At 70.4% G+C, this 19,510-nt stretch carries 24 protein-coding genes and 1 tRNA gene; 7 read left to right on the forward strand and 18 right to left on the reverse strand.

Features of this window, described 5'->3' with window-relative positions:
• Positions 1-172 precede the first annotated feature (172 nt).
• Complete coding sequence (locus tag ACIBTX_RS24490; protein ID WP_357133676.1) at positions 173-925, forward strand: lysophospholipid acyltransferase family protein; 753 nt, start codon at positions 173-175, stop codon at positions 923-925.
• Positions 926-943: 18 nt separating this feature from the next.
• Here ACIBTX_RS24490 and ACIBTX_RS24495 read toward each other — a convergent pair whose 3' ends face one another.
• From ACIBTX_RS24495 to ACIBTX_RS24515, 5 genes are all read right to left on the reverse strand, one after another.
• A complete protein-coding gene (locus ACIBTX_RS24495; protein ID WP_357133674.1) occupies positions 944-1,651 on the reverse strand; it encodes a hypothetical protein in 708 nt (235 codons plus the stop codon).
• 71 nt (positions 1,652-1,722) lie between these two features.
• Positions 1,723-2,436: a response regulator transcription factor gene (locus ACIBTX_RS24500; protein WP_357133672.1), complete on the reverse strand. Its 714-nt coding sequence runs from the start codon at positions 2,434-2,436 to the stop codon at positions 1,723-1,725.
• On the reverse strand, positions 2,409-3,608 hold the full coding sequence (locus ACIBTX_RS24505; protein WP_396833056.1) for a hypothetical protein: 1,200 nt from the start codon (positions 3,606-3,608) through the stop codon (positions 2,409-2,411). Before ACIBTX_RS24505 ends, ACIBTX_RS24500 begins: the two co-directional genes overlap by 28 nt.
• Positions 3,598-4,776: an ATP-binding protein gene (locus ACIBTX_RS24510; protein ID WP_357174700.1), complete on the reverse strand. Its 1,179-nt coding sequence runs from the start codon at positions 4,774-4,776 to the stop codon at positions 3,598-3,600. The genes ACIBTX_RS24505 and ACIBTX_RS24510 overlap by 11 nt, the downstream gene beginning before the upstream one ends.
• Before the next feature lie 119 nt (positions 4,777-4,895).
• A complete protein-coding gene (locus ACIBTX_RS24515) occupies positions 4,896-5,291 on the reverse strand; it encodes a VOC family protein (protein WP_355052246.1) in 396 nt (131 codons plus the stop codon).
• Between the two features lie 116 nt (positions 5,292-5,407).
• Between ACIBTX_RS24515 and ACIBTX_RS24520 the strand changes: the two genes are divergently transcribed.
• A complete protein-coding gene (locus ACIBTX_RS24520) occupies positions 5,408-6,427 on the forward strand; it encodes a hypothetical protein (RefSeq protein WP_357133668.1) in 1,020 nt (339 codons plus the stop codon).
• Positions 6,428-6,433: 6 nt separating this feature from the next.
• On the opposite strand, the gene ACIBTX_RS24525 is transcribed toward ACIBTX_RS24520, so the two are convergent.
• The 4 genes from ACIBTX_RS24525 to ACIBTX_RS24540 all read right to left on the reverse strand — a co-directional run bounded on the left by ACIBTX_RS24525 (position 6,434) and on the right by ACIBTX_RS24540 (position 9,226).
• Positions 6,434-7,333 (reverse strand): septum formation family protein, encoded by a 900-nt coding sequence (locus ACIBTX_RS24525; protein WP_396833057.1) that lies wholly within the window; start codon positions 7,331-7,333, stop codon positions 6,434-6,436.
• A gap of 92 nt (positions 7,334-7,425) precedes the next feature.
• Positions 7,426-8,451, reverse strand: a complete 1,026-nt coding sequence (locus ACIBTX_RS24530) for a hypothetical protein (RefSeq protein ID WP_396833058.1) — start codon at positions 8,449-8,451, stop codon at positions 7,426-7,428.
• Positions 8,451-8,948 carry a SigE family RNA polymerase sigma factor gene (locus ACIBTX_RS24535; RefSeq protein WP_357398614.1) on the reverse strand — a complete coding sequence of 166 codons (498 nt, stop codon included), beginning with the start codon at positions 8,946-8,948 and terminating at the stop codon, positions 8,451-8,453. Before ACIBTX_RS24535 ends, ACIBTX_RS24530 begins: the two co-directional genes overlap by 1 nt.
• A gap of 47 nt (positions 8,949-8,995) precedes the next feature.
• Complete coding sequence (locus ACIBTX_RS24540) at positions 8,996-9,226, reverse strand: GntR family transcriptional regulator (RefSeq protein WP_357133660.1); 231 nt, start codon at positions 9,224-9,226, stop codon at positions 8,996-8,998.
• Between the two features lie 507 nt (positions 9,227-9,733).
• Here ACIBTX_RS24540 and ACIBTX_RS24545 point away from each other — a divergent pair.
• Positions 9,734-10,054: a hypothetical protein gene (locus tag ACIBTX_RS24545; protein WP_357133656.1), complete on the forward strand. Its 321-nt coding sequence runs from the start codon at positions 9,734-9,736 to the stop codon at positions 10,052-10,054.
• Here ACIBTX_RS24545 and ACIBTX_RS24550 read toward each other — a convergent pair.
• Positions 9,990-11,024, reverse strand: coding sequence for an NAD-dependent epimerase/dehydratase family protein (locus ACIBTX_RS24550; RefSeq protein WP_357133697.1), 1,035 nt, complete (start codon positions 11,022-11,024; stop codon positions 9,990-9,992). The two genes, ACIBTX_RS24545 and ACIBTX_RS24550, sit on opposite strands and share 65 nt — an antisense overlap.
• A gap of 189 nt (positions 11,025-11,213) precedes the next feature.
• Positions 11,214-11,558, reverse strand: a complete 345-nt coding sequence (locus ACIBTX_RS24555) for a hypothetical protein (RefSeq protein WP_357421898.1) — start codon at positions 11,556-11,558, stop codon at positions 11,214-11,216.
• A 160-nt stretch (positions 11,559-11,718) separates the two neighbouring features.
• Here ACIBTX_RS24555 and ACIBTX_RS24560 point away from each other — a divergent pair, with 160 nt between their 5' ends.
• On the forward strand, positions 11,719-12,114 hold the full coding sequence (locus ACIBTX_RS24560) for a contact-dependent growth inhibition system immunity protein (RefSeq protein ID WP_396833059.1): 396 nt from the start codon (positions 11,719-11,721) through the stop codon (positions 12,112-12,114).
• Here the strand turns inward: ACIBTX_RS24560 and ACIBTX_RS24565 are convergent.
• The 3 genes from ACIBTX_RS24565 to ACIBTX_RS24575 are packed head-to-tail and all read right to left on the reverse strand — an operon-like array spanning position 12,070 to position 13,405.
• Positions 12,070-12,348: a hypothetical protein gene (locus tag ACIBTX_RS24565; protein ID WP_357133650.1), complete on the reverse strand. Its 279-nt coding sequence runs from the start codon at positions 12,346-12,348 to the stop codon at positions 12,070-12,072. The two genes, ACIBTX_RS24560 and ACIBTX_RS24565, sit on opposite strands and share 45 nt — an antisense overlap.
• 10 nt (positions 12,349-12,358) lie before the next feature.
• Positions 12,359-12,814, reverse strand: a complete 456-nt coding sequence (locus ACIBTX_RS24570) for a DUF6228 family protein (RefSeq protein ID WP_357133648.1) — start codon at positions 12,812-12,814, stop codon at positions 12,359-12,361.
• A 27-nt stretch (positions 12,815-12,841) separates the two neighbouring features.
• Positions 12,842-13,405 carry a dihydrofolate reductase family protein gene (locus ACIBTX_RS24575; RefSeq protein WP_357133646.1) on the reverse strand — a complete coding sequence of 188 codons (564 nt, stop codon included), beginning with the start codon at positions 13,403-13,405 and terminating at the stop codon, positions 12,842-12,844.
• A gap of 325 nt (positions 13,406-13,730) precedes the next feature.
• Here ACIBTX_RS24575 and ACIBTX_RS24580 point away from each other — a divergent pair, with 325 nt between their 5' ends.
• Both ACIBTX_RS24580 and ACIBTX_RS24585 read left to right on the forward strand, forming a co-directional pair.
• Positions 13,731-15,056 carry a hypothetical protein gene (locus tag ACIBTX_RS24580; RefSeq protein WP_363661194.1) on the forward strand — a complete coding sequence of 442 codons (1,326 nt, stop codon included), beginning with the start codon at positions 13,731-13,733 and terminating at the stop codon, positions 15,054-15,056.
• Positions 15,057-15,085: 29 nt separating this feature from the next.
• Positions 15,086-15,346 (forward strand): hypothetical protein, encoded by a 261-nt coding sequence (locus tag ACIBTX_RS24585; RefSeq protein WP_357133642.1) that lies wholly within the window; start codon positions 15,086-15,088, stop codon positions 15,344-15,346.
• A gap of 34 nt (positions 15,347-15,380) precedes the next feature.
• Here the strand turns inward: ACIBTX_RS24585 and ACIBTX_RS24590 are convergent, their stop codons facing one another.
• The 3 genes from ACIBTX_RS24590 to ACIBTX_RS24600 all read right to left on the reverse strand — a co-directional run bounded on the left by ACIBTX_RS24590 (position 15,381) and on the right by ACIBTX_RS24600 (position 17,314).
• Complete coding sequence (locus tag ACIBTX_RS24590) at positions 15,381-15,761, reverse strand: VOC family protein (protein WP_357133695.1); 381 nt, start codon at positions 15,759-15,761, stop codon at positions 15,381-15,383.
• A gap of 297 nt (positions 15,762-16,058) precedes the next feature.
• Positions 16,059-16,847 carry a ribosomal protein L7/L12 gene (locus ACIBTX_RS24595; protein WP_357133640.1) on the reverse strand — a complete coding sequence of 263 codons (789 nt, stop codon included), beginning with the start codon at positions 16,845-16,847 and terminating at the stop codon, positions 16,059-16,061.
• Between the two features lie 394 nt (positions 16,848-17,241).
• A tRNA-Arg gene (locus ACIBTX_RS24600) sits at positions 17,242-17,314 on the reverse strand.
• A 157-nt stretch (positions 17,315-17,471) separates the two neighbouring features.
• On the opposite strand from ACIBTX_RS24600, the gene ACIBTX_RS24605 reads away from it, so the two are divergent.
• Entirely contained in the window at positions 17,472-18,167 is a 696-nt protein-coding gene (locus tag ACIBTX_RS24605) for a hypothetical protein (RefSeq protein ID WP_396833060.1), read from the forward strand.
• Positions 18,168-18,374: 207 nt separating this feature from the next.
• Here the strand turns inward: ACIBTX_RS24605 and ACIBTX_RS24610 are convergent, their stop codons facing one another.
• Positions 18,375-19,427, reverse strand: a complete 1,053-nt coding sequence (locus ACIBTX_RS24610) for an alpha/beta hydrolase (protein ID WP_357133636.1) — start codon at positions 19,425-19,427, stop codon at positions 18,375-18,377.
• Positions 19,428-19,510: the final 83 nt, after the last annotated feature.

Below are 19,510 nucleotides of genomic sequence, written 5' to 3' on the forward strand. Positions count from 1 at the left end.
CAGGCGCGCCACCCGCGTCGCCGCCGGGCCGCCACCCAGGCGCGCCACCCGCGTCGCCGCCGGGCCGCCACCCAGGCGCGCCACCCGCGTCGCCGCCGGGCCGCCACCCAGGCGCGCCACCCGCGTCGCCGCCACCCAGGCGATCCCCAGCCGGGCACGGTAGATTCTGCGGATGCCGGAGCTCGTGTACCCGCCCGTTATCGCCGCTGCCAAGACGTTGTTCCGGGTCCTCGACCTGAAGATCACCATCGAGGGCGCCCACCACGTACCCCGCACGGGCGGGGCGGTGCTGGCCAGCAACCACGTCAGCTACCTCGACTTCATCTTCGCCGGGTTGGGCGCGAACGCCTCCGGTCGGCTCGTCCGGTTCATGGCCAAGCAGTCGGTGTTCGCGCACCGGATCTCCGGTCCGCTGATGCGCGGCATGCGCCACATCCCGGTGGACCGGCAGGCGGGCGCGGCCTCGTTCCGTACGGCCGTCGACGCGCTCAAGCGCGGGGAGGTGGTGGGCGTCTTCCCCGAGGCCACGATCAGCCGGTCGTTCACCGTCAAGGAACTCAAGAGCGGCACCGTCCGGATGGCCCGTTCGGCGAAGGTGCCGGTGCTGCCGGTCGCGCTGTGGGGCACCCAGCGACTCTGGACCAAGGGCCGTCCCCGCACCCTCACCCGCCGGCACACGCCCATCACGATCCTCATCGGCGAGCCGATCCTGCCGGCGGACTTTCCGGACCCGAACGTGCTGGCCGCCGAGTTGACCACCCGGCTGAGCGCGCTCGTGGAGCGGGCCCAGCGCGAGTACCCGGACGCGCCGGCCGGCCCGGAGGACACCTGGTGGCTGCCGGCGCACCTCGGTGGGAGCGCGCCGACGCCACAGGAGGCTGCCGCGCTGGACGCCGAAGGGGAGGAGCGCGCCCCCAGCCTCTGAGGACGGCCGGCGTTCGCGTCAGTTACGCCCGGACGTGCCGTCGGCGAAGCCGTCCCAGGAGCTGGGTTCCGGCCCCGAGCGGTAGTAGTCGTCGCGGGAGCGGAACTCCACCGGCAGCGAGCCGGGCAGGGTGATCCGGGTGTCCCCGGCGAGCAGCGCGGGGCCGGCCCGCAGCAGCAGGACGTCGCGCTCCTGGGCGGAGAGGTCCACCAGTTGCGGGCGGGTCAGGCGGAACATGGCCACCGCCCGGCGGACCTGCTGGGCCAGCGCGACGACCTCACCCGGTGACCCACCCAGGGCCAGCGCCGGCTGCTGGATCGTCCGCAACGCGTCGCAGACGATCATCAGTTGTGGCGGCTCGGCGGGCAGCTCCAGCCGGGACGGCCACTGCCAGCGGATCTGGCCGGTCATCAGGCCGGTCACGCGGCCGGTCGGCCGGGGCCGGGGAGCGTCGTCGGCGACCAGCGAGAGCTGCGAGCCGGTGCCCACCCAGCAGATCCGCTGGTCGGTGACGGTCACCGAGACGGGCCCGGGGAGCTGCCAGGCACATCGTGTCTCCGTCGGCCCGAGCAGGTAGCCCGCCACGAGCAGCCGGTGCCGCCCGAGCACCTTCTCGCCGGGCAGCGGGCGCATGTCGTACCGCCGGTCGAGGGTGGGGCCGGCGTCGTCGTCCGGCGCGTCGAACCGGTGCGGGCCGATGAAGAAGGGGGACGCGTCGGCCTGCATCGTCACGACCTCCCGGTGAACTGGCTGTGCGTTGAGCTTCGCCGATCCGTCGGCCACTGTCATGACGCCCGTTAGGGGGTCGGCCGGTCGTGCGTCGCCTGTGACCGGTAGATGCCGATCTCCTCCGGGCGGACGAGGCCGTCCTCGATCGCACGGGCGAGCAGCGCCGCCTTTGTGGCTGCCGGTCGCCCCGCCCGGGTGTACTTGATCCGCGCGCGGTCAACGTACTGCTTCACGGTGTGCTCGCTGATCTGCATCCGACGCGCCACCGACGCCTTGGACATCGACTGGAACCAGAGCAGCAGGGCCTCCCGCTCCTTGTCGGACAGTGCCGGTCGGTCCGGTCTCGGGTCGCCGACCATCGCGCCGGCCAGCGCCGGAGGCACGTACGGGCGGTCACTCGCCGCGGCCAGCACGGTCGCTACGCAGTGTTCGCGGCCCTCGTGCTTGGCCAGGAACGCCACCGCCCCGGCGTCCAACGCGGCGAGCATGGTCTCCGGGTCGGTGTGCTCCGAGTAGACCACCACCCGCCGCCCGGTGGCGCTCAACTCGGCCAGCTTGTCCAGCGCCATCCGGCCGTGCAGCCGCAGATCGAGCAGGACGACGTCGGCGTCCGGCGCGGCGCGCAGTACCTCGTCCGGGTCGTCCCCGGTGGCCAGCACGGTCAGTCGCGGTTCGCTGGCGAGCCAGGCGCGTACCCCGTCGACGACCACCGGATGGTCGTCGACGATCGCCACCCCGACCGGCCGGTCACCGGTCATCCCGACCACCGGGTCTGCGCCCATCTGATGTCCCCGTCCCGTTCGTAAAGGTGCTGCACCGGCCCGTCCTGGTGTTCGGTGGGCGGGCCGGTCGCGTCCGGCCCCTCCCGGTCCGGCGTGACGAGGCTGACCACCACCTCGTCCGGGCCGGACACCACGGTCAGGCGGGCCCACTCCCGGGCGTCGGCGAGCAGGCTGGTGAGCGGGTCGGCCAGCCGGCGACGGATCTCCACCGGCAGTGGCGGCGGGTTGCCGATGGCGACCAGGTCGATCGGCAACCCGTTGCGTTCGGCCAGGTCCACGGCGGCCCGTAGCTCGTGCAGGAGCGGGTCGGGCACGTCGTCGGATTCGGCGATCAGGCGACGCAGCCGGGCCGCGGCCAGTACGCACCGGCTCTGCACCTCCGGGTCGGCCGGGTCCGCCTCCCCGGCGGCCAGCTCGCCGAGCACCCGCCCGGCCGCCGCGCCCACCAGGGCGAGCCGGTCACGACGTTCCTGCCGGCCCTGCTCGGCGGCGGCCCGTTCGGCGGCGATCGTGTGCATCGCCGCGGCTGCGGCGGCCCGGTCCCGGGCCAGACCGACGATCACCGCGCTGCCGGCGAAGACCGCCACCGGCAGCGTGAACGTGCCGTAGACGTACATCGTGTAGCGGGCCAGATCGGCCGCGCTCGGCGCGTACGCGAGGACGGCGGTGAGCGCGATCATCGCGTGCGTGGTCAGCAGCGCGACGAGACCGCCGACCCGCCGCCCCCACACGGCGAGCACGAAGAACCAGCCGAGCGTGCCCCACACCCAGTTGGCGGCGGTGAACAGGTGTGGCTCGCCGACCGCCGCGAAGACCGCCGCGTCGACGGCGACCAGCACCCCGGCGAGCGGCCACGGCGGCAGTGGCGTGCCGCGCAGCAGCCGGACGCCGGCCACCGCCCCGGTCACGGCGACCAGCACCCAGCCGCCGAGCACGACCGTCGGTGCGGAGAACTGCGCGCGGGTCGCCAGCACCGCCGGCAGTCCGATCGCGACGTGCCAGGCCAGCGCGATGGCGACGGCGACGATCCGGGCACCCCGGTCGGAGGCCTGGGCCACGGCGGCGGGCGCGGCGAGCACCGACTGCTCGGGCCCGTCGACCGGGCCGGGTCGAGGCACCGGTAGGGCACGAATGCCGGCGCGGTCCGCCGTCGCGCCGAGGTCAGCCGCCACCGGGCCACTCCAGTCGAATCCGGGTGCCGGCGCCGGGCGCGGAACACACCTCGGCCCGCCCGCCGACCGCCGCCATCCGCCCCTGGATCGACTCGCGCAGACCGTACCGGTGCGCGGGGACGGTGGCCGGGTCGAAGCCGGGGCCGTCGTCGACCACCTCGGCCACGATGGCGACCGCGTCGCGGCTCAGCCGCAGTGTGGTCCGCGCGCCCGGGGCGTGCCGGACCACGTTGGACAGCGCCGCGTAGGCACTCTCGGTGATCGCGTCGGCCACCCCGGCGGGCACCGCGCAGGCGGTCAGCTGCAGGCTCACCGGCAGCTCGGGCAGCCGGTCGGGCACCGTGCGCAGCCGCTCGTCGAGCGGCACCGGGCCGTCGCCGGGCGTCGGGCCGCGGTCGGTCAACGCGACGAGGGTACGCAGGTCGGCGGCGCACCGCTCACGGAACGTGGCCGACGGGCCGGGTACCGCGCCCAGCCCCACCATGGTCAGGGTGCCGAGCACCGTGTCGTGCAGGTCCCGGTTCTGCTGGCGCTCCGCCTCCCGGGCGGTCCGGGCGACCAGCGCCTCCCGGGTCAGCCGCTGGTGCTCGGCGAACGCGTCGTCGGCCCGGCCGATCCGGCGGCGCATCACCCCCGTCATCATCGCGGTGCAGGCCGTCTGCACGAGCAGGGTGGCGGCGTGTGCGCGGGCCTCGGTGACATCGCCGGCCGCCTGCGCGCCCGTCACGTAGGCCGCGGTCACCAGCAGTCCGGCCGGGATCGACCAGCGGACCCTGGCGGTGGCCTGCGCGTTGATCACCGTGGTGCTGGCGAGCACCGCGATCCAACTGCCCTCGCCGGGCAACACCTCGGGCGCCACCAGGCGGGGGATGAGCAGGCAGGCCACTGCGGTGATCGCGACGTCACCGGCGACCAGCGCTGGCGTGATCCCGTGGCGCAGCGCGCGGACCGCGTACCAGAGCGACCACCCGGTCAGCGCGGCCACGCCGGGCAGCAGCAGGGCCGCGTCCACCGGCGGGGTACGCACCGACAGCGCCACGGCGGCGCCGACCAGCCCGCACGTCAGCCGCAGCAGGGCCGGCAGGGTGGTGAAGATGAAACTGAACGCCCCGCCGGCAGGATTGTCCAGGGTGGGCGGTGGCACGGTCGGGGCGGCAGTCGCCGGCATCGGGAGGTGTCCTTCCGACAACGACCCGGTCCCGGGTCCGCGCGGCGGAGATCGACATCGGAGAATAGCATGGCGGACGGTGAGCGTTCACCCACCGTGCGCGTGGTGTCGCCTTGTCGTCACTCTGCGCTGCGGGGTTGGATCAGGTCCCAGCGGTTGCCGTAGAGGTCGACGAAGACCGCCACCGACCCGTACGCCTCGTGCCGCGGCTCCTCGAGGAACCGCACGCCGGCCCCGACCATCCGGGCGTGAGCTGCGGCGAAGTCCTCGGTGTGCAGGAACAGGCCGACCCGGCCGCCGGTCTGGTCGCCCACCCGTGCCCGTTGTTCGGCGTTGCCCGCCCGAGCCAGCAGCAGGGCCGTCTCCCGAGCCCCGGGAGGTCGGACGACCACCCAGCGTGAGCCGTCCGGGCGAGGCGTGTCCTCCACCAACTCGAAGCCGAGCCCGCCGACGTAGAAGTCGATCGCCTCGTCGTACTCGTTCACGAGCAGCGCGACCAGTCCCAGATGTGCCATCCGCCCATTCTGCCGAGGGAAGCTCCGACGGCGGCGGGCGGTGTCACCCGTGGTTGGCGGCGTCACGCGGGAACCCCGCCGGCCGCCCGGCCGTCTCATCCGGCGGTGGAGAGGTGGTGAGCGGGATGCGCCCGGGCGGAACGAAACTGGTGGGGACGCTGCTCGGTCTGGGGTTGTGCGGCCTGGTACTGACCGGCTGCGCCAGACCGGTCGACACGCCGAAGGGCCCCGGCCCGGCCGAGATCGCCGAGAAGTGGACCTCCTGCGCCGAGATCGCCCCGCAGGCGGGCGTCGTGCTGCCCGTACCCCCAGGATCGGCGACGTCGCCGCCGGCCGGGGTCGAGCCGCGTGTCGGCCGGATCGACCCGGCGTTCACGCCGGTCGCCGCCGTGCTCTGCGGGCGACAAATCGTGCCGGGGGCCGCTGGTGGACGGGAGCAGGTGGCCACCGAGCGCCGCGCCGACGACATCGGTGAAGTGGTCGCCGCCCTGGGCCTGGCCGACGAGACACGCGGCCGCGGGGAGGTCGCCTGCACCGCCGACATGCTCGTCCCGCCCTGGCTGGCGCTGCTCGACGACCGGGGCCGCTGGTTGCGCCCGTACCTGCCGATGGATGTCTGCGGCAAGCCGCGCCCGGAGGTCCGCGCGGCGCTGGACGGGCTGCGGTTGACCACCGTCGACAGCCGTACCCTCGGAGTTGTCGAATCTGCGGCGGCCGAGGCCGCCGGATGCGCGCAGCGGTGGGCGGACATGGTGTGGGTAGAGGCCACCATCGGTGGTCCCGCCCGGGTCGCGCCCGGCACCGCGCCGAAGACCGGGCCGCTGCGGCTCTGCGTCTACCAGGTGCCCCCGTCCGAGCGCGGTGGCGGCAAACCGGCCGGTGACTTCGTGTACGGCCGGCCGCTGCCGCCCGAGCGGCAGGCGGCCGTGCTGCGGGCGTTGGCCGGCACGCGACCGGCGGCCGACTGCGCGACCCCGGCGTCCCGCTTCGCGGTGCTCCGGGCCGTCGACGACAACGGGCCCGAGTGGTACGTCGAACTCGACGCCTGCCGGCGCTTCCTGGTGGTGGCACCGCCCGGCGGATCGCAGCTCGGGCAGGGCGACGCCGCGCTGGCGGCGCTGCTGGGGCCGAGCTGAGCCGCCTTACTGGTACTGGATCGGCAGCGCCTTCGTGCCGCCGCCGGCGATCGAACGCTTGACGTTGGTGCCGCCGGACCAGTAGTAGCAGCGCACGCCGCGATCACCGCGCTCCCACAGCGAGCGGTTCGGAAAGCGGTACGAGGTGCCGGTGCGGTAGATCAGGTCGCCGTCCACCGGCAATTTCGCGTACCGGGCGATGACCTTGCGGCAGGCAGCGTGGATGGAGTCCTCGTCCCGGGTCGAGTCAAACCAGGAGCGATCCGGCGCCATCCAGGTGCCGGCGTACTCGAACTGATGTCCGGCGGTGCAGGCGACCGGCCGCAGCATGTGCCACTTGTCCTCGTTCATGCACCCGTAGTGCAGCGGGGAGCGGCTGGCCAGGGCGTTGCGCAGCGATCCGCCCCGCTGGATCGCCGCGTCGCTCTCGCCGTTCGGGCCGTTGACCTCGTCCAGCTCGAAGATGTCGCACCGGTACCAGCGCGCGCCACCCGACCAGGCGGCCGGCGACGCCACCGTGACCTGCACCGAGAGTCGGGCGTCGCGCCAGTCGCCGCCCACGAACTGCTTCGCGCGCTTGTCGCAGTCGGCGAAGGTCGACCGCAACGTCGCCGACTCCGTCTTGGGTGGCGCGGTGCGGGTGGCCAGAGCGCCGGTGAAGGTGCCGACGTGGAAGGTTTCCACCTTGTGGGTCGTCGCGCAGTCGACGGGGGAGTAGCTGCTCAGGTACGACGTGGTTTCGGCGGTGGGGTGACACTCGTCGGCCTTCGGGACGAACTGCTGCGCCGCCGCCATCGGCCGCCAGTCGTCGGCCAGGTCACCATCCGTGCCGGCCGGCGTGCCGCAGCCCGTTAGCACCAACGTGAGGAACGCAGCCGTGAGCGCCGCCCAGCCGTTCCGTCGCATGTGTTTCTCCCCGTGCCCCCGTGTCGAACGCGCGCAGCATATGGCACCGCCACGACGGACCGGCACCGTCTTCCGGTGCGGCCTGGTTGGCCTTACCGCCAGGTGTCGGGGCGGGCCAGGTCGCCAGTCGGCCGGTACCCGCCGAGGATCGCCAGGCCGTCCGCCTCGGTGTAACCGTTTCCCCAGCCCTTGCGGAACGCCTCGACGAAGCAGGGTTCGACGGTCATCTCCAGGACGTCGCTGCCCTGGCGACGGGCCCGGTACGAGCCCGCCACGAGGTCGGCGGACCTGACCTGCTGGCCCGGAGCGGGCTGCGCCCGGACTGTCAGCCAGCGGCCGGCGTCGTCGCCGACGACGAGCGAACCCTCGACGAAGGCGGCCTTCTCCGACCGGCCGAGGGTGACCGAGCATTCGAGCAGCCGTGCGCCGGCCGGCAGCGACTCCAGGCGGAACGGCACCACGCAGCGGCGGGCACCGTCGAACCGCACCCGGCCCGCCGTGGCGATGGCCTCGTCGCTGGTGGGCGCGTACGTGTCCAATTGCGCCCAGAGCCCGTCGGTGGGCTGCCAGCGGACGAACCACAGCTTCTGGTCGCCGGACGGATCGAACCAGGCGACCCCTGGCCGGCCGCCGACCCGCACGTCGATCTGGGGCTGCGGCCGGCCCGACGAGGACAGGGTCTGCGGCAACGCGTCCAGCGCCGCGACGTTGCGCGCCAGCGCGACACGCGCCGCGCCGTCCGGGCCCCGGAACTCGACGCTCTCGGAGCCGCGTCCCGCCCGCCACGTCGCGTATTCGGCACCACCGACCAGCGCGTCCGCCGAGAAGTGCACGGTGGTGGGGTCGGCGCCGACGGCCAGCCCGTTCTGCACGGTTGCCTCCGGCAGCAGGAGCGTTGTGGCTGGCGGTATCGGGTCGTCGGCGCTGGGGATGGTCAGGCCCACCGCGGCGAGGGCCACACACGCCGCCGCCGCGCTCGCGGCGAGCAGCCCACGGCGACGTCGCCGCAGACGACGGCCGTTCTGGCGGGCGTGCTCGACGATGGGCGTCGGATCGATGTCGCCACCGGCGCGATGCGCGAGCGTGGCGGCGAGCCGCCGATCGAGGTCGCTGACCATCAGAGGTCTCCTGCCCGTGCGGGGGTTGGTGCTTCCTGCCGTCTGCGCAGCGTCGTCAGGGCGCGCTTCGCGTGGGTGCGTACCGTGCCGGTCGAGCAGGCGAGGATCCCGGCGATCGTCATGTCGTCGAGATCCTCGTAGTAGCGCAGGACGATCACGGTGCGCTGACGCGCCGGCAGGTCGGACACGAGCCGCCACAGCGCGTCGCGCTCGGCGACGCCGGCGGCCTCGTCCACGTCACCCGCCCGATCGAGTACGGCGGCGACGGTGACCTCCCGGCTGCTACGACGACGCCACCACGAGTGGTGGGCGTTGACGAGCATGCGCCGGACGTAGGCATCCGGCTGATCCGTCCGCGAGATACGCCCCCAGCGGGCGTACGCCCGGGCCAGGACATCCTGAACCAGGTCCTCGGCCCGATGCTCGTCGCCGGTCAGCAGCCGCGCGAGCCGCACCAGCGCCGAGGTGCGGGCGAACGCGTATTCCTCGAACGTCACGCCCTATTAACGCCGCGGGCCGGGTCGCCCGTAGACACCCGTTCCGACTACTTGTCGCTCACGTAGGTCCCGCGCTGCGGCACGGTCATGACCAGTCCGCGCTCGCGCAGCAGGCGCACTGCCGCCCGGACCGTGCCGCGGGCGACGCCGTACTCCTGCTGAAGCGTGGACTCGCTGGGGATCGGTCGCTTCGGTGGCAGCTCGCCGGTCTCGATCCGTTTGGCGATCACGTCTGCGAGCTGCACGTACATCGGCGTCGGAGACAGCGGATCGATCATGAACGCAACTTAGGGCACGTCCATGGACGTCTAGACCTCCAGTACGTCTATGGACGTACACATACGTACAGCGCTGCGGTGACGGCAGAGAGGTTGACAGTCGGTAGGAGGCCGGATGCGAAGGGTCAATTTCGATGACTATCTGCTGTCGACGGCACTGACCCTCGCCCGCCGTCACCGTCCGGCCTGGAGTTGGGAACGTTGGCGTTACGTGTGCCGCTGTGGTGTGGAGCTGCCCTGCCACTCTCGCCACCGCATCCCCATCAATCGGGGCCTCTGGCCGGGCGAGGACCAATGACGCGGCGGGCCGACCCTGCCGCTCTGGCTCTGCGAGACGTGCGACCGGCCCTGGCCGTGCGTCGCGCGACGAGAGGAACTGCGGGGCGAGTACGCGGAAGCTTCGTGCGCGCTGAAGCTCTACCTGGGCATGTGCTTCGCCTCTGCCCGCCAGGACATGAGCTGCGCGCCACCGGAGGCCCTTCGGCTCCGCTTCCTCGGGTGGGTGCCGTGACCGCGTTCAAGGCGGGTGATGTCGTGCTGATCGGTGCGGCGTGTTCGGTGCAGTTCAGCGGAGACCGCGTGCTCCGCGTACGGCTCGTGTCGATCGGCGCGGTCGACGCATACCACGGGTGGGTGTGGTTGACCGGCTACGTCCTCGACGCGAAGGGCACGGCCACCGACAAGCGGGAGGTCTACGTGCGCAGCACTGGCATCAAGGCTTGTAGCCCGTCGTCATCTTCAGCGCGGTGCGAGCGCTCGGCCGTCAGCTCGACCGGTCGTGTGAGCGGTGCCAGGCGGCCAACACCTGTGCTTCCTTCTCTCGGCTGATCCCGATTTCGGCGGCCCGCTCGTGGTTGCCGGTGTCCTCGCTGTCGACCAACCACCGCCAGGTGTCCCGCACGGTCAATTCGAGAGGTCGGGTGCGGAGGCCGGCGGTCTGTGCGGCAGCGGTGTCGACGTTCCACACGCCGTCGAAGGTGCGCCAGAGCGGCAGCTCGGACCACTGCCGGACGCCCTGAGCGAGCAGAAAGTCGTCAGGAATCCAGGTGAATGAGGCATCGCTCCTTGTCGAGTGGGCGCAGTCCGCCAGTAGTTCGCCAAAGGTCGCGTTACCCACCGGTGCGCAGATGTTGAACGTGCCAATCAAGTCGTCGGTGATGCTGCGCAGCGCGAACGCGGCCAGGTCGCGTACGTCGATCGGCTGAACTGTCCGGTTGGGCGAGCCTGGCGCTAGCACCTCGCCGCCAACGGCCACGCGGCCTAGCCACCAGGGCAGGCGGCCGACGTATTCACGCGGGCCGAGCACGACACCAGCCCGCAGGATTGTGGCTCGGTCCGCTCCGAACGCAGCGAGTGCGGCTGTCTCGCAGCCGGCTTTCTGATAGCCGTAGCGGGTCGGTCCGTCCTCGGTGTCCGTGCCGTAGTCGGGGCAGGCGTCCGGTGGGCAGTAAAGCACCTCAGATTGCTCGCTCAGCGGCTTGACCGGCCAGTCTCGATAGACGCTGAGCGTCGACACGAATACGTAGCGATGGGCAACGGGGGCGAGCGCGTGAGCGACGTCGAGGACGTTCCTTGGCACGTAGCCCGAGGTGTCGACAACGGCATCCCAAGGCCCGGCGGTCGCCAGAGCAACGACGTCCGCATGACGGGTCCGGTCGCCTCTGATGTTCCGCACGGCTTCCAGGAAGGGATCTGAGGTACCGCGGTTGAAAGTCGTCACCTCCCAGCCGGCACTGATAGCAGTCGTAACGACGGCATGCCCCACGAACCAGGTTCCGCCAAGCACCAGCAACCGGATGGGTCCATCTTGCGCCTTGGCCGGCTGCGGGGCTGTATCTCGGACGGCTGGCAACTAGAGGCAGATCCAGCAGTAGATGTGTTCCCCGTTTGTGCGCGCTCGGCGGGCCAGTCCAACGAACTCCCGCAAGCGCGACAGCATGGCCTCAGGTCCCGTGTCGCTGTATTGGGACAGCTCCTCGATGTGTGACTACCGCTCAGCCAGGCCCGGCAACTGGTCATCCGGGATTTCCGCAAGCACGTCCCGGGTGCGATCGCTCAACACGACGACCCACGGTCCTTCGTACTCACGGTCCTCAGCAGCACCGTCCGGCCAGATGAGCCGTTCCCCGACAAGGTTGGGTTCCCATGGCACGTCGAGGGCGAACGAGACGACCTGGCCGAGGACGACGGGCGGATCGATCCCTTTGCCGTCCACAGCATCCTCGACGGGCGAATCTCCCGCGCACACCACCGGGCCGCCATCGGTGACGGCCATCAGCTTTGCGACGGCCTCGTCGTCCGAAGCTCGGAAGTAGTCGTAGAGAACACCCACAGAAGTCTCCCGATCGGCTGCCACGTCACCACCTGTGGGGCGGCCGGGAGAACGTACACGCGGGCAACGCCATTTTGCCAACTGACCGGGGGCAATCCCTGCCGAGCGAACGTCACAGGCAGCAGACCTGCTGTGTGGCGCGCGGACTACCCTGACCGCCGTGACGACGATCGAGGAGCTTGAGCGGGACAGGTGGCCGGATCCCGGTCCGGATGCCACGTTCCTCATCACGCGCTGCAGCGAGTTGCGGCGTAAACCGTTGGCTGAGTTCACGGCCGAAGACCTGCGGATCATGCTCGGGCAGGAGATCGCTGTGCCCGCCCTGCTGCCCCGTGCGGTACACGTTCTGCTCAGCGATCCGCTGGCCGAAGGTGACTACTACCCGGGCGACCTGCTCGCCAACGTGCTGCGGCTGCATGACTCGGCATGGTCGGAACTGAGGGTGGAACGCCAACGGCTGGCATCTCTTCTGACGGAACTCGTTGCCGGTCCAAGTTCTCCGACCCGGACCTCAAGCCGCGCGACCCGTACCGACGGCCTCGTGACGCCATCCTGACGTTCGTCGGCAGGTGAAAGCGATCTTGCCGCCGGTCCTGAACACCACGTCGCTCGCTGGACGTGGTGAGAACAGCCCATCGTTCGGCGTCGCGTCGGGGATCCTGACGATGAGGTACGGCCCGGTTCCGGGTGTTCCGGCCAGTCCCACCAGCTCGTACTGCCATGCGTCGTCGGGCCGGTTGTAGTACGAGTTGACCTCGTATGGCTTGCCGTCGTGATCCCAGATATCCATCCCGGCAGGATCACACATCCTCGTCAGAAGGCACGGCGAGCAGGCCCCGGACGTCGGCCGCCAAACTGGTCATCTCCTCGCCCGCCTCTATCGTGAAGACAACGCGGGCTGACCACGCATCGTCGGTATATGCCTGCCGGGCCCGCCTCAACAACACGCCGATTGCTACGTGGCCGCTCCCGTCGTGGTGGGCATCAATCTCCATCGCACCTTCGAGCGAGCGCCACGTCCGTCCGCCTCGCCAGCCTCGCCAGTCATCCGCCAGAGACTGGAAGAACCAACCAAGACCTTCGTTCTCGGGCGCCCAGCGACCCGCCAGCGTGGCAGTGGTCTCTGCCGTCACGCCGTCGTCGGATATCTGTGCTCGCACCACCCACACGTAGCCGTCGCCGTGCGGATCGGTTGGGGGATGCAGTGTCCATTGGCTGCTCGATCCGAGCGATCGCAGCACGAAGGGCTCTTCCACGGTCATCATGATGCGGGAGTTGCGTTCTCAGCGTTTGACCTCGTACCTGGTCAGGAGCACGCCGCCAGGGAACGTCCGGGTCTCCACCAGGCTCAGGTTCACCCACTTGTCGAGGGCGGTGAAGAACGGTTTGCCGCCGCCGATCAGGACCGGGTGGGTGACCAGCACGTACTCGTCGATCAGCCCCTCTCGCATCGCCGTCGCCGCGAGAGTGGCGCCGGCGATGTCCAGCGGACCGCCGTCCCCGTCCTTGAGTCGGGTGATCTCAGCGACCGCGTCGCCGGTGTGCAGGCGGGCGTTCCAGTCGACCGTGTCGATCGTCGAGGAGAAGACCACTTTCGGCATGTCCCGCCAGCGGCCGGAGAACTCGATCGATGCCGGTGTGGCACCCGGCTGCTGGTCGGCGGTCGGCCAGTGGGAACTCATCGCCTCCCACAGTCTGCGCCCGTACAGCGCCGTGCCGGTCGCCGCCACCCGGTCGGACCAGAACTGGAACAGCTCGTCGCTCGGCACACCCCATCCGAGGTCGTCACCGGGCGCGGCGACGTAGCCGTCCAGGCTCACGCTCATACCGAAGGTCAGTTTCCGCATCGTGCCAGTCTTCCGTAAGCCGCTATCGCCTACAGACCAGCACATCGCGCGAGATTCGTCGGTGCGGCCACGCCGGGGGTCGATTCGTCATGACGCTCGGGGCCAGCCCAGGAAAACCCCCGCCCCACCGCCCGCACCTGCTTATTCTCATTCGGTAGGCACCGGATCCGGAGGATCCTCGCTTCCTGCCACGGGTGGGAAAGACACCTGAAAAGGTACGAAGGCGTGCTGGCGAGATCGCGCGGTCTGCCACGCCGACCTGGCGCTCCGATCCGGGTCCCCGTCACGCCCGACGGCACCGCTCTCTCACCACGACGGGGGCACGATGATCAGCTACCCCATCGCACAACGCGCCCGCCGGGGCCGCTTCCGGCCCGGGGTCGCGGTGGTTCTTCTGCTGGCCGGGCTGCTGAACGCCGCCACGCCGGCGTGGGGTGCCGACGGCGGTCCGACCAGCACCGTCGAGGTGGCCTCCGACGGGGACGTGGTCGGTGCCCCCACACCCCTGCGCAACGTCCCCTCGGTGATCGCCGACGTGGCCGACGGCGAACTCATCGTCTACCGCATGCCCGGCATTCAGGGAGACCAGATCAACGCCACCGCGATGCTGTTCCTGCCCACGCAGGCACCCCCGGCCGGCGGGTGGCCACTCGTGGTCTGGGGGCACGGCACCGTCGGGTGGGCCCCGGAGTGCGCACCCAGCGTGCAACTCCAGGAGCACGGCAAGTGGGCCGACGGACCGAATGCCGCCCTGTTGGCGGCCATACTGAAAATGAACATCGCCGTGGTCGCCCCGGACTACGAAGGACTCGGCCCGGTGGCCGACGGTGTTCCGGAGGGGCACGGTTACTACAACCTGGCCAGCGAGGGAAATTCGATGGTCTACGCGGCGGTGGCCGCGCAGCGACTCCTCGGCGACCGGCTGTCGGGTCAGTGGGTGCCGGCCGGATGGTCGGAAGGCGGCTTCGCCGCCCTGGCCGCGGCGTACTACTCCGACCGGGCCGCCATGGCGGATCCCGACCTGGAGTACCGCGGCACCATCACCCTCGCCCCGGTACCGGACGTGCCCGCCATGAACCGGGTCCTGTGGAACGACATCGAGCGGGCCGCGCGCTCCGGTCTCCCGCCGACGGAACACCAGATCGAACAGCTCGTCTTCGCCAACGCGGAAACGATCTACTTCACCAGGACCGAACGCTACGCCGGCTACGACATCGACCCGACCGTCATCTACGGCCCGAACATGCTGAAGTTCTACCGCGAGAACTGGCGCACCTGCCTGGACGACCTCAACCGCCTGGTCAAGCAGGACATCCAGAACTACCTGGCCGCGTCCCCGGCGAACCGGCTGACCACCTATCCCGGCATCCGTGGCGACACACCGAACTCGTTGCCCGAGAACAGGCGGTTCTACGCGGAGAACCAGGGCAGGTTGGAGAACGCGACGCTGCCGGGCTCGATCCTCTGGCTGTACGGGACCGACGACATCACCAGCCCCGCCACGGTCACCTGGAACGTCGTCAACAAGATGCTGATCAACGACAACGACGTCAACCTCGCCGTCCTGGAAGGGGCGGGCCACTACGACGTCTCCACCGCCGGTCTACCGCTGATCCAGGCCCGGCTCAAGCAGCTCTTCACGATCACGTAAGGCCGTCCGATGCATCTGGTGAGGCGGCAATGACCGAGGACGACAACCGTCCGCTGAAGCGGGTCGACAGCCTGGACGACCTGGTCACCTGGCTGCGGTGGCTAGCTGATGATGTCGCTCGCGATCCAGACGCGGTCGAGAACATGACCACAGACCGCTACCTGGAGGCGTGCGCGGCGTTCCTACAGGACCGAAGCCGCCTGCAGAGGCGTGCCGGCCAACCTCTCCCGGCGCAACCGACCTGGCAACTCCTCGCGGACGCCCTGCGCGCCGGCTGCTTCTACGAGTAGCCGCTACGGCCTGCGCCGCAGACGAATGGAGTCGTCAGAGCTGCTGGACGATCTGGATCGGATTGCCGTCCGGGTCGGCTGTCCACGCGATCAGCAGGCGGTCGAGCCAGCGGTGCGGTGCGGCCAGGGCGGGGGCACCGTTCGCCGTGAGGGCCGCGTACGCGCCGGCGGTGTCGTCGGTCCAGAGGATCACCGCCGCCCGCTGACCCTGCGGCACGGGATCGAGTCCGTGGTCCTCGCGCGTGGAGGCGACCGAGGCGATACCGATCTTGTAGCCGTCGAGCGTCAGGTCGATGTGGATCGGCTCGCCCTCGGTCGGCACCCGGAAGGTCTCGGTGAAGCCGAGACCGCCGTAGAACTCGGCGGCGCGAGGGACGTCCTCGCTGAAGAGAATCACCTGAGGAGTTCGGAACATCGACACGCGGCGACGCTATCAGCGGACCCAGGCGCAGGGTCAGGTTTGGTGAGCGGCAGTGGGGCGCAGGTGTTCCTGTTGCGGGTCGTAGCAGACGAGCCCATGATCGGCCGCTAGTTGCGCTGCTGCCGCTGATACCTCGTCGGCCCGGTTGAAGGGGATCGTGCAGCGTTCCGCGACGGCATCGACGTAGGCGCGGATCCGGGCCCCTGGAGCAACCCCGACATCGATCGTCCCGCCTGGCGGCCGGGAAACACCTCTTCCGGTGGGGGCGGGCGCGCCTGGACGACGGATGAATCACCGGATGTCAACTGTGCAGCCTTCGGCTTCTAGAATGGCCGCCACACGTCCTGCCTCTTCGCGGCTGATGTTCTGTAGAACAGTCGCCGGAGCTGACTCAACCAAGTCTTTGGCCTCTTTGAGGCCGATTCCGGTCGTCTGGCGAACTGCTTTGATTGCCTGAATGATCCCGTTCTTTCCGTAGCTCATCAGAACGACCGAATAGCCGTCCTGCGGGCGAACTCTCAGTAGTTCCCGCACTCCTTCAAGAACTTCTCGCAGCACGTCACCAGTGTCGCGCACCTCCGGGGCGACCTGCGACTCCGGGCTCTTGGATATTGCGCCTACAGCATTCGAGAAATCGGCCCAGCTGCGATCGAACGCCTTCTGAAGCCGAGTGGTGCTGAGCGGTGCGGAGCATGTCTCGTTTATGGACGAGACAAGCCTGAGCATATCTTCGCTATCGGTGGCCATGGTGGCCTGAAACTGGGCGATAGGCCCAGTGACATCGGCTGGTTTGACGTTGAGAAGCACTGGGCGGACCCGAGCTTCGGTGAGAGATTTGGCCAGAGCGCCCGCCTCGAAGTTGAGCCATGGAGAGCTGACGTTCTCGGCGGTAACGCAGATTATTCCCTGGCTTCCCTTTTGCAACCTCGCGCCAACTTCGGCTAGCCAGCGTTGGCCTTTGGCTATGTCTTCAGTGGACATCCACGGGGTCACCTGCTGGATAACTTCCGGCAGCCAATCACGAAGAGACCGGGCCAACTGATTGCTTCTCGATCCCGACCAGCTAATAAAAACTTCCATCAGTATCCTCAGGAATGCGTTGGGCGCTCCGGCAAATATTGCCGAGTAACGATAGTCGGCCTGGCGCTACTGAGCAACACCCTTCGGATTGGTCGAACGGTTGACGACGCACCCAACCATCGGGCAGGGGCTGAACCATCTCGGTATCTCCACAGGCAGGCAGTGAGCTTGGTGAAGACTTCCGAAGATGCGGAGAACGATGGCTCCTGATGGCCTGGCCTCCGCAACCTGATTCCCTGCTAGTTGCCCGTCGCGCGGAGATGTGTAGATGCGTTTCTCGGGTGTCATGCGTCGCGGTGTGCTACCCAGAAGACGGAGCGGTCGCCTCGGTCGTTGGGGCCAACGCGGATGACGTGACCGCCGCGCCAGCGTCCGGCATGGCCGGAACTACCTGTGCGCCCGGCAGGATTCGAACCTGCGGCCTTGGGATTAGAAGTCCCCTGCTCTATCCGCTGAGCTACGGGCGCGCGGCGTGGAAGTCGCGCCAGAAGGGTACCGCCGACCCACCGCGTGTCGGGTCGATGGGTGCCGCCTCCACGTTGCCGTGCAGAGTCTCACGAGGCGGCTCCGGTCGGCATCCGGGTTCCCGCGAGGAGGCCGGTCGTCTCCCCGTACCCTCGGCTGGTGTTGCTGGACCCCGACGCCGAGAGCAGCGTCGCCTATGAGCTGTGCCAGGTCGTCGGTCGGGCGATCCTGCCCTACCGGGCAGCCGACGCCTACGGCACCGCCTTCTTCTTCCAGGGCGGCGACGACCCGGTGGGGGAGGCGCTGCTGACGGCGGCCGACCTCGTCGGCGCGGCCGGCGGTGAGCTGGGCCTGCGGACGAGCGTCACCGAGCCGGCGGGCGTCGCGCCGGACGCTGTCGCCCAGGGCGAGATCGTGCCCGGTTGGTCCAGCTTTCCGGGTGACGGGGTCGCGGTACTGCCGACCGCTGGCCTGCACCGCTACGCCGCCGACGGCGGCTGGCGGTGGCGCGTGCAGCCGGTACCGGCGGAGATCGCCGCCGGGCCCGAGGCCGTCGCCGACCTCGGCGCCGACGCCAGTTCCGCTTTCGTGCTGGCCCATGGGGTACGCGAAGACGGCTCCCGCCCCCTGGAGGTGGCGATCGAGCGCGTGGTCCGCGACGGGGACGACGTGCGGATCACCACCGAACTACCACCGGGGTACGTGGGTGCGCCCGTCTTCGTCGTGCAGGCCGACGCCACGGGCGACGTGTCGCTGTACTGCCTTGGCCTGGTGCTGCCCGGCGTCGGCGGGCACCCGGTGGCGACCTTCGACCGGATCGGCGCGGTCCTCTCGGCCGCGCGCGGCGACGCCTGAACCCGGCTCGACCGCTCAGTCACCGCCCACCTTCCTTCGGCGCTGCTGGCCCGCCGAGCGGGACCGGTCAGACGCACGAGCGCGCCGACGTTTCCGAGGCTGCTCGGTCGCTGAGCGCCGTCGCCCCGGGGCGGTCAGCTCGTTCGGGCCGGCGGACAGGTCGCTGACCACAGCTTGGGCGCGGGCGGTCGTCCGAGCTGGGTCGGATCAGTCGCCGACCGCTGTTGCCTCGGCGGTGTCGGTCGACGGGCGGCGGCTCTGCGGCAGCGTGGGCGCGTCGGTGTCGGCATCGTCGTCGGCCGGGGCGGTGGGGCCGGCGGCCAGGAACGCCTCGGCCCAGCGACCGACCTCGTCGAAGACCTTCGCCCGTACGACCGGGCCGGAGAGCGTGAGGTCGTGCAACCCGCCGTCGAAGCGGGCCAGGGTCACGTGCTGGCCGAGGCGGGGCGCGTACTTCACCATGTGCCCGACGTCCAGCACCGCGTCGGCCAGGGTGGCGTTGTCGTGCCACTTCTTGCCCCGGAAGGAGCGGGTCGAGCAGGCCAGCAGCACCGGCACCGGGATGTCCAGGCCGGCGCGCAGCCGACGCTGGCCGGTGCGGATCGCGTTCAGCCAGCCGGCCCGCACCGGGAACCCGGCCAGCGGCTTCCAGGCCAGGTCATAGGTCCACTCGCCGCGGTGGTCGGCGTGCAGGCTCTCGCCGTACACCGTGCCCAGGCCCAGCGGCAGCACGCGGTGCGGCGCCCTGCGGCCCAGCCGGGCGACGGCGGCCGCGAGGGGTCGACGGACCACCCAGGGAGCGTTGAGGTCGAAGAAAGGGCTGTTCAGGACCAGGCCGTCGACGATGCCGGCGTCGCGGCGGGCGTCGGCCCAGAGCGAGATGATCAGGCCGCCGGTGGAGTGGCCCATCACCAGCAGGGTGTCGTGCTCGTCCTCGCCGCGGATGATGTCGGCGGCGGCGTCCAGCTCGGGAAAGTAGTCGCTGATGTCGCGGCAGAAGTTCGGCGTCTGGTGCGCGAGCAGACTACGACCGTACTTGCGCAGGTCGAGCGCGTAGAAGTCCCAACCACGCTCGGCGAAGAAGTCGGCCAGGTGGGTCTGGAAGAAGTAGTCGACGAACCCGTGCACGTAGAGCACCGCCCGCCCGGTGGGCCGCTCGGCCCGCCGCCGGACCAGGGTCGCGACAACGGGACCTTCGTCGTCGGCGCCCAGGTCGATCGTCCGCCGCTCGTAGGGCAGCCCCAACACGTCCGGTTCCACAACCGCGACGCTACGCCGCCCTGCCTACCCAGCGGTAGCCCCGCCCCGCCCCGCCTCGCGCTCTCGCCCTGCCCGGCCTACTA

This window comes from Micromonospora sp. NPDC049359 (assembly GCF_044466585.1).
Classification (GTDB): Bacteria; Actinomycetota; Actinomycetes; order Mycobacteriales; family Micromonosporaceae; genus Micromonospora.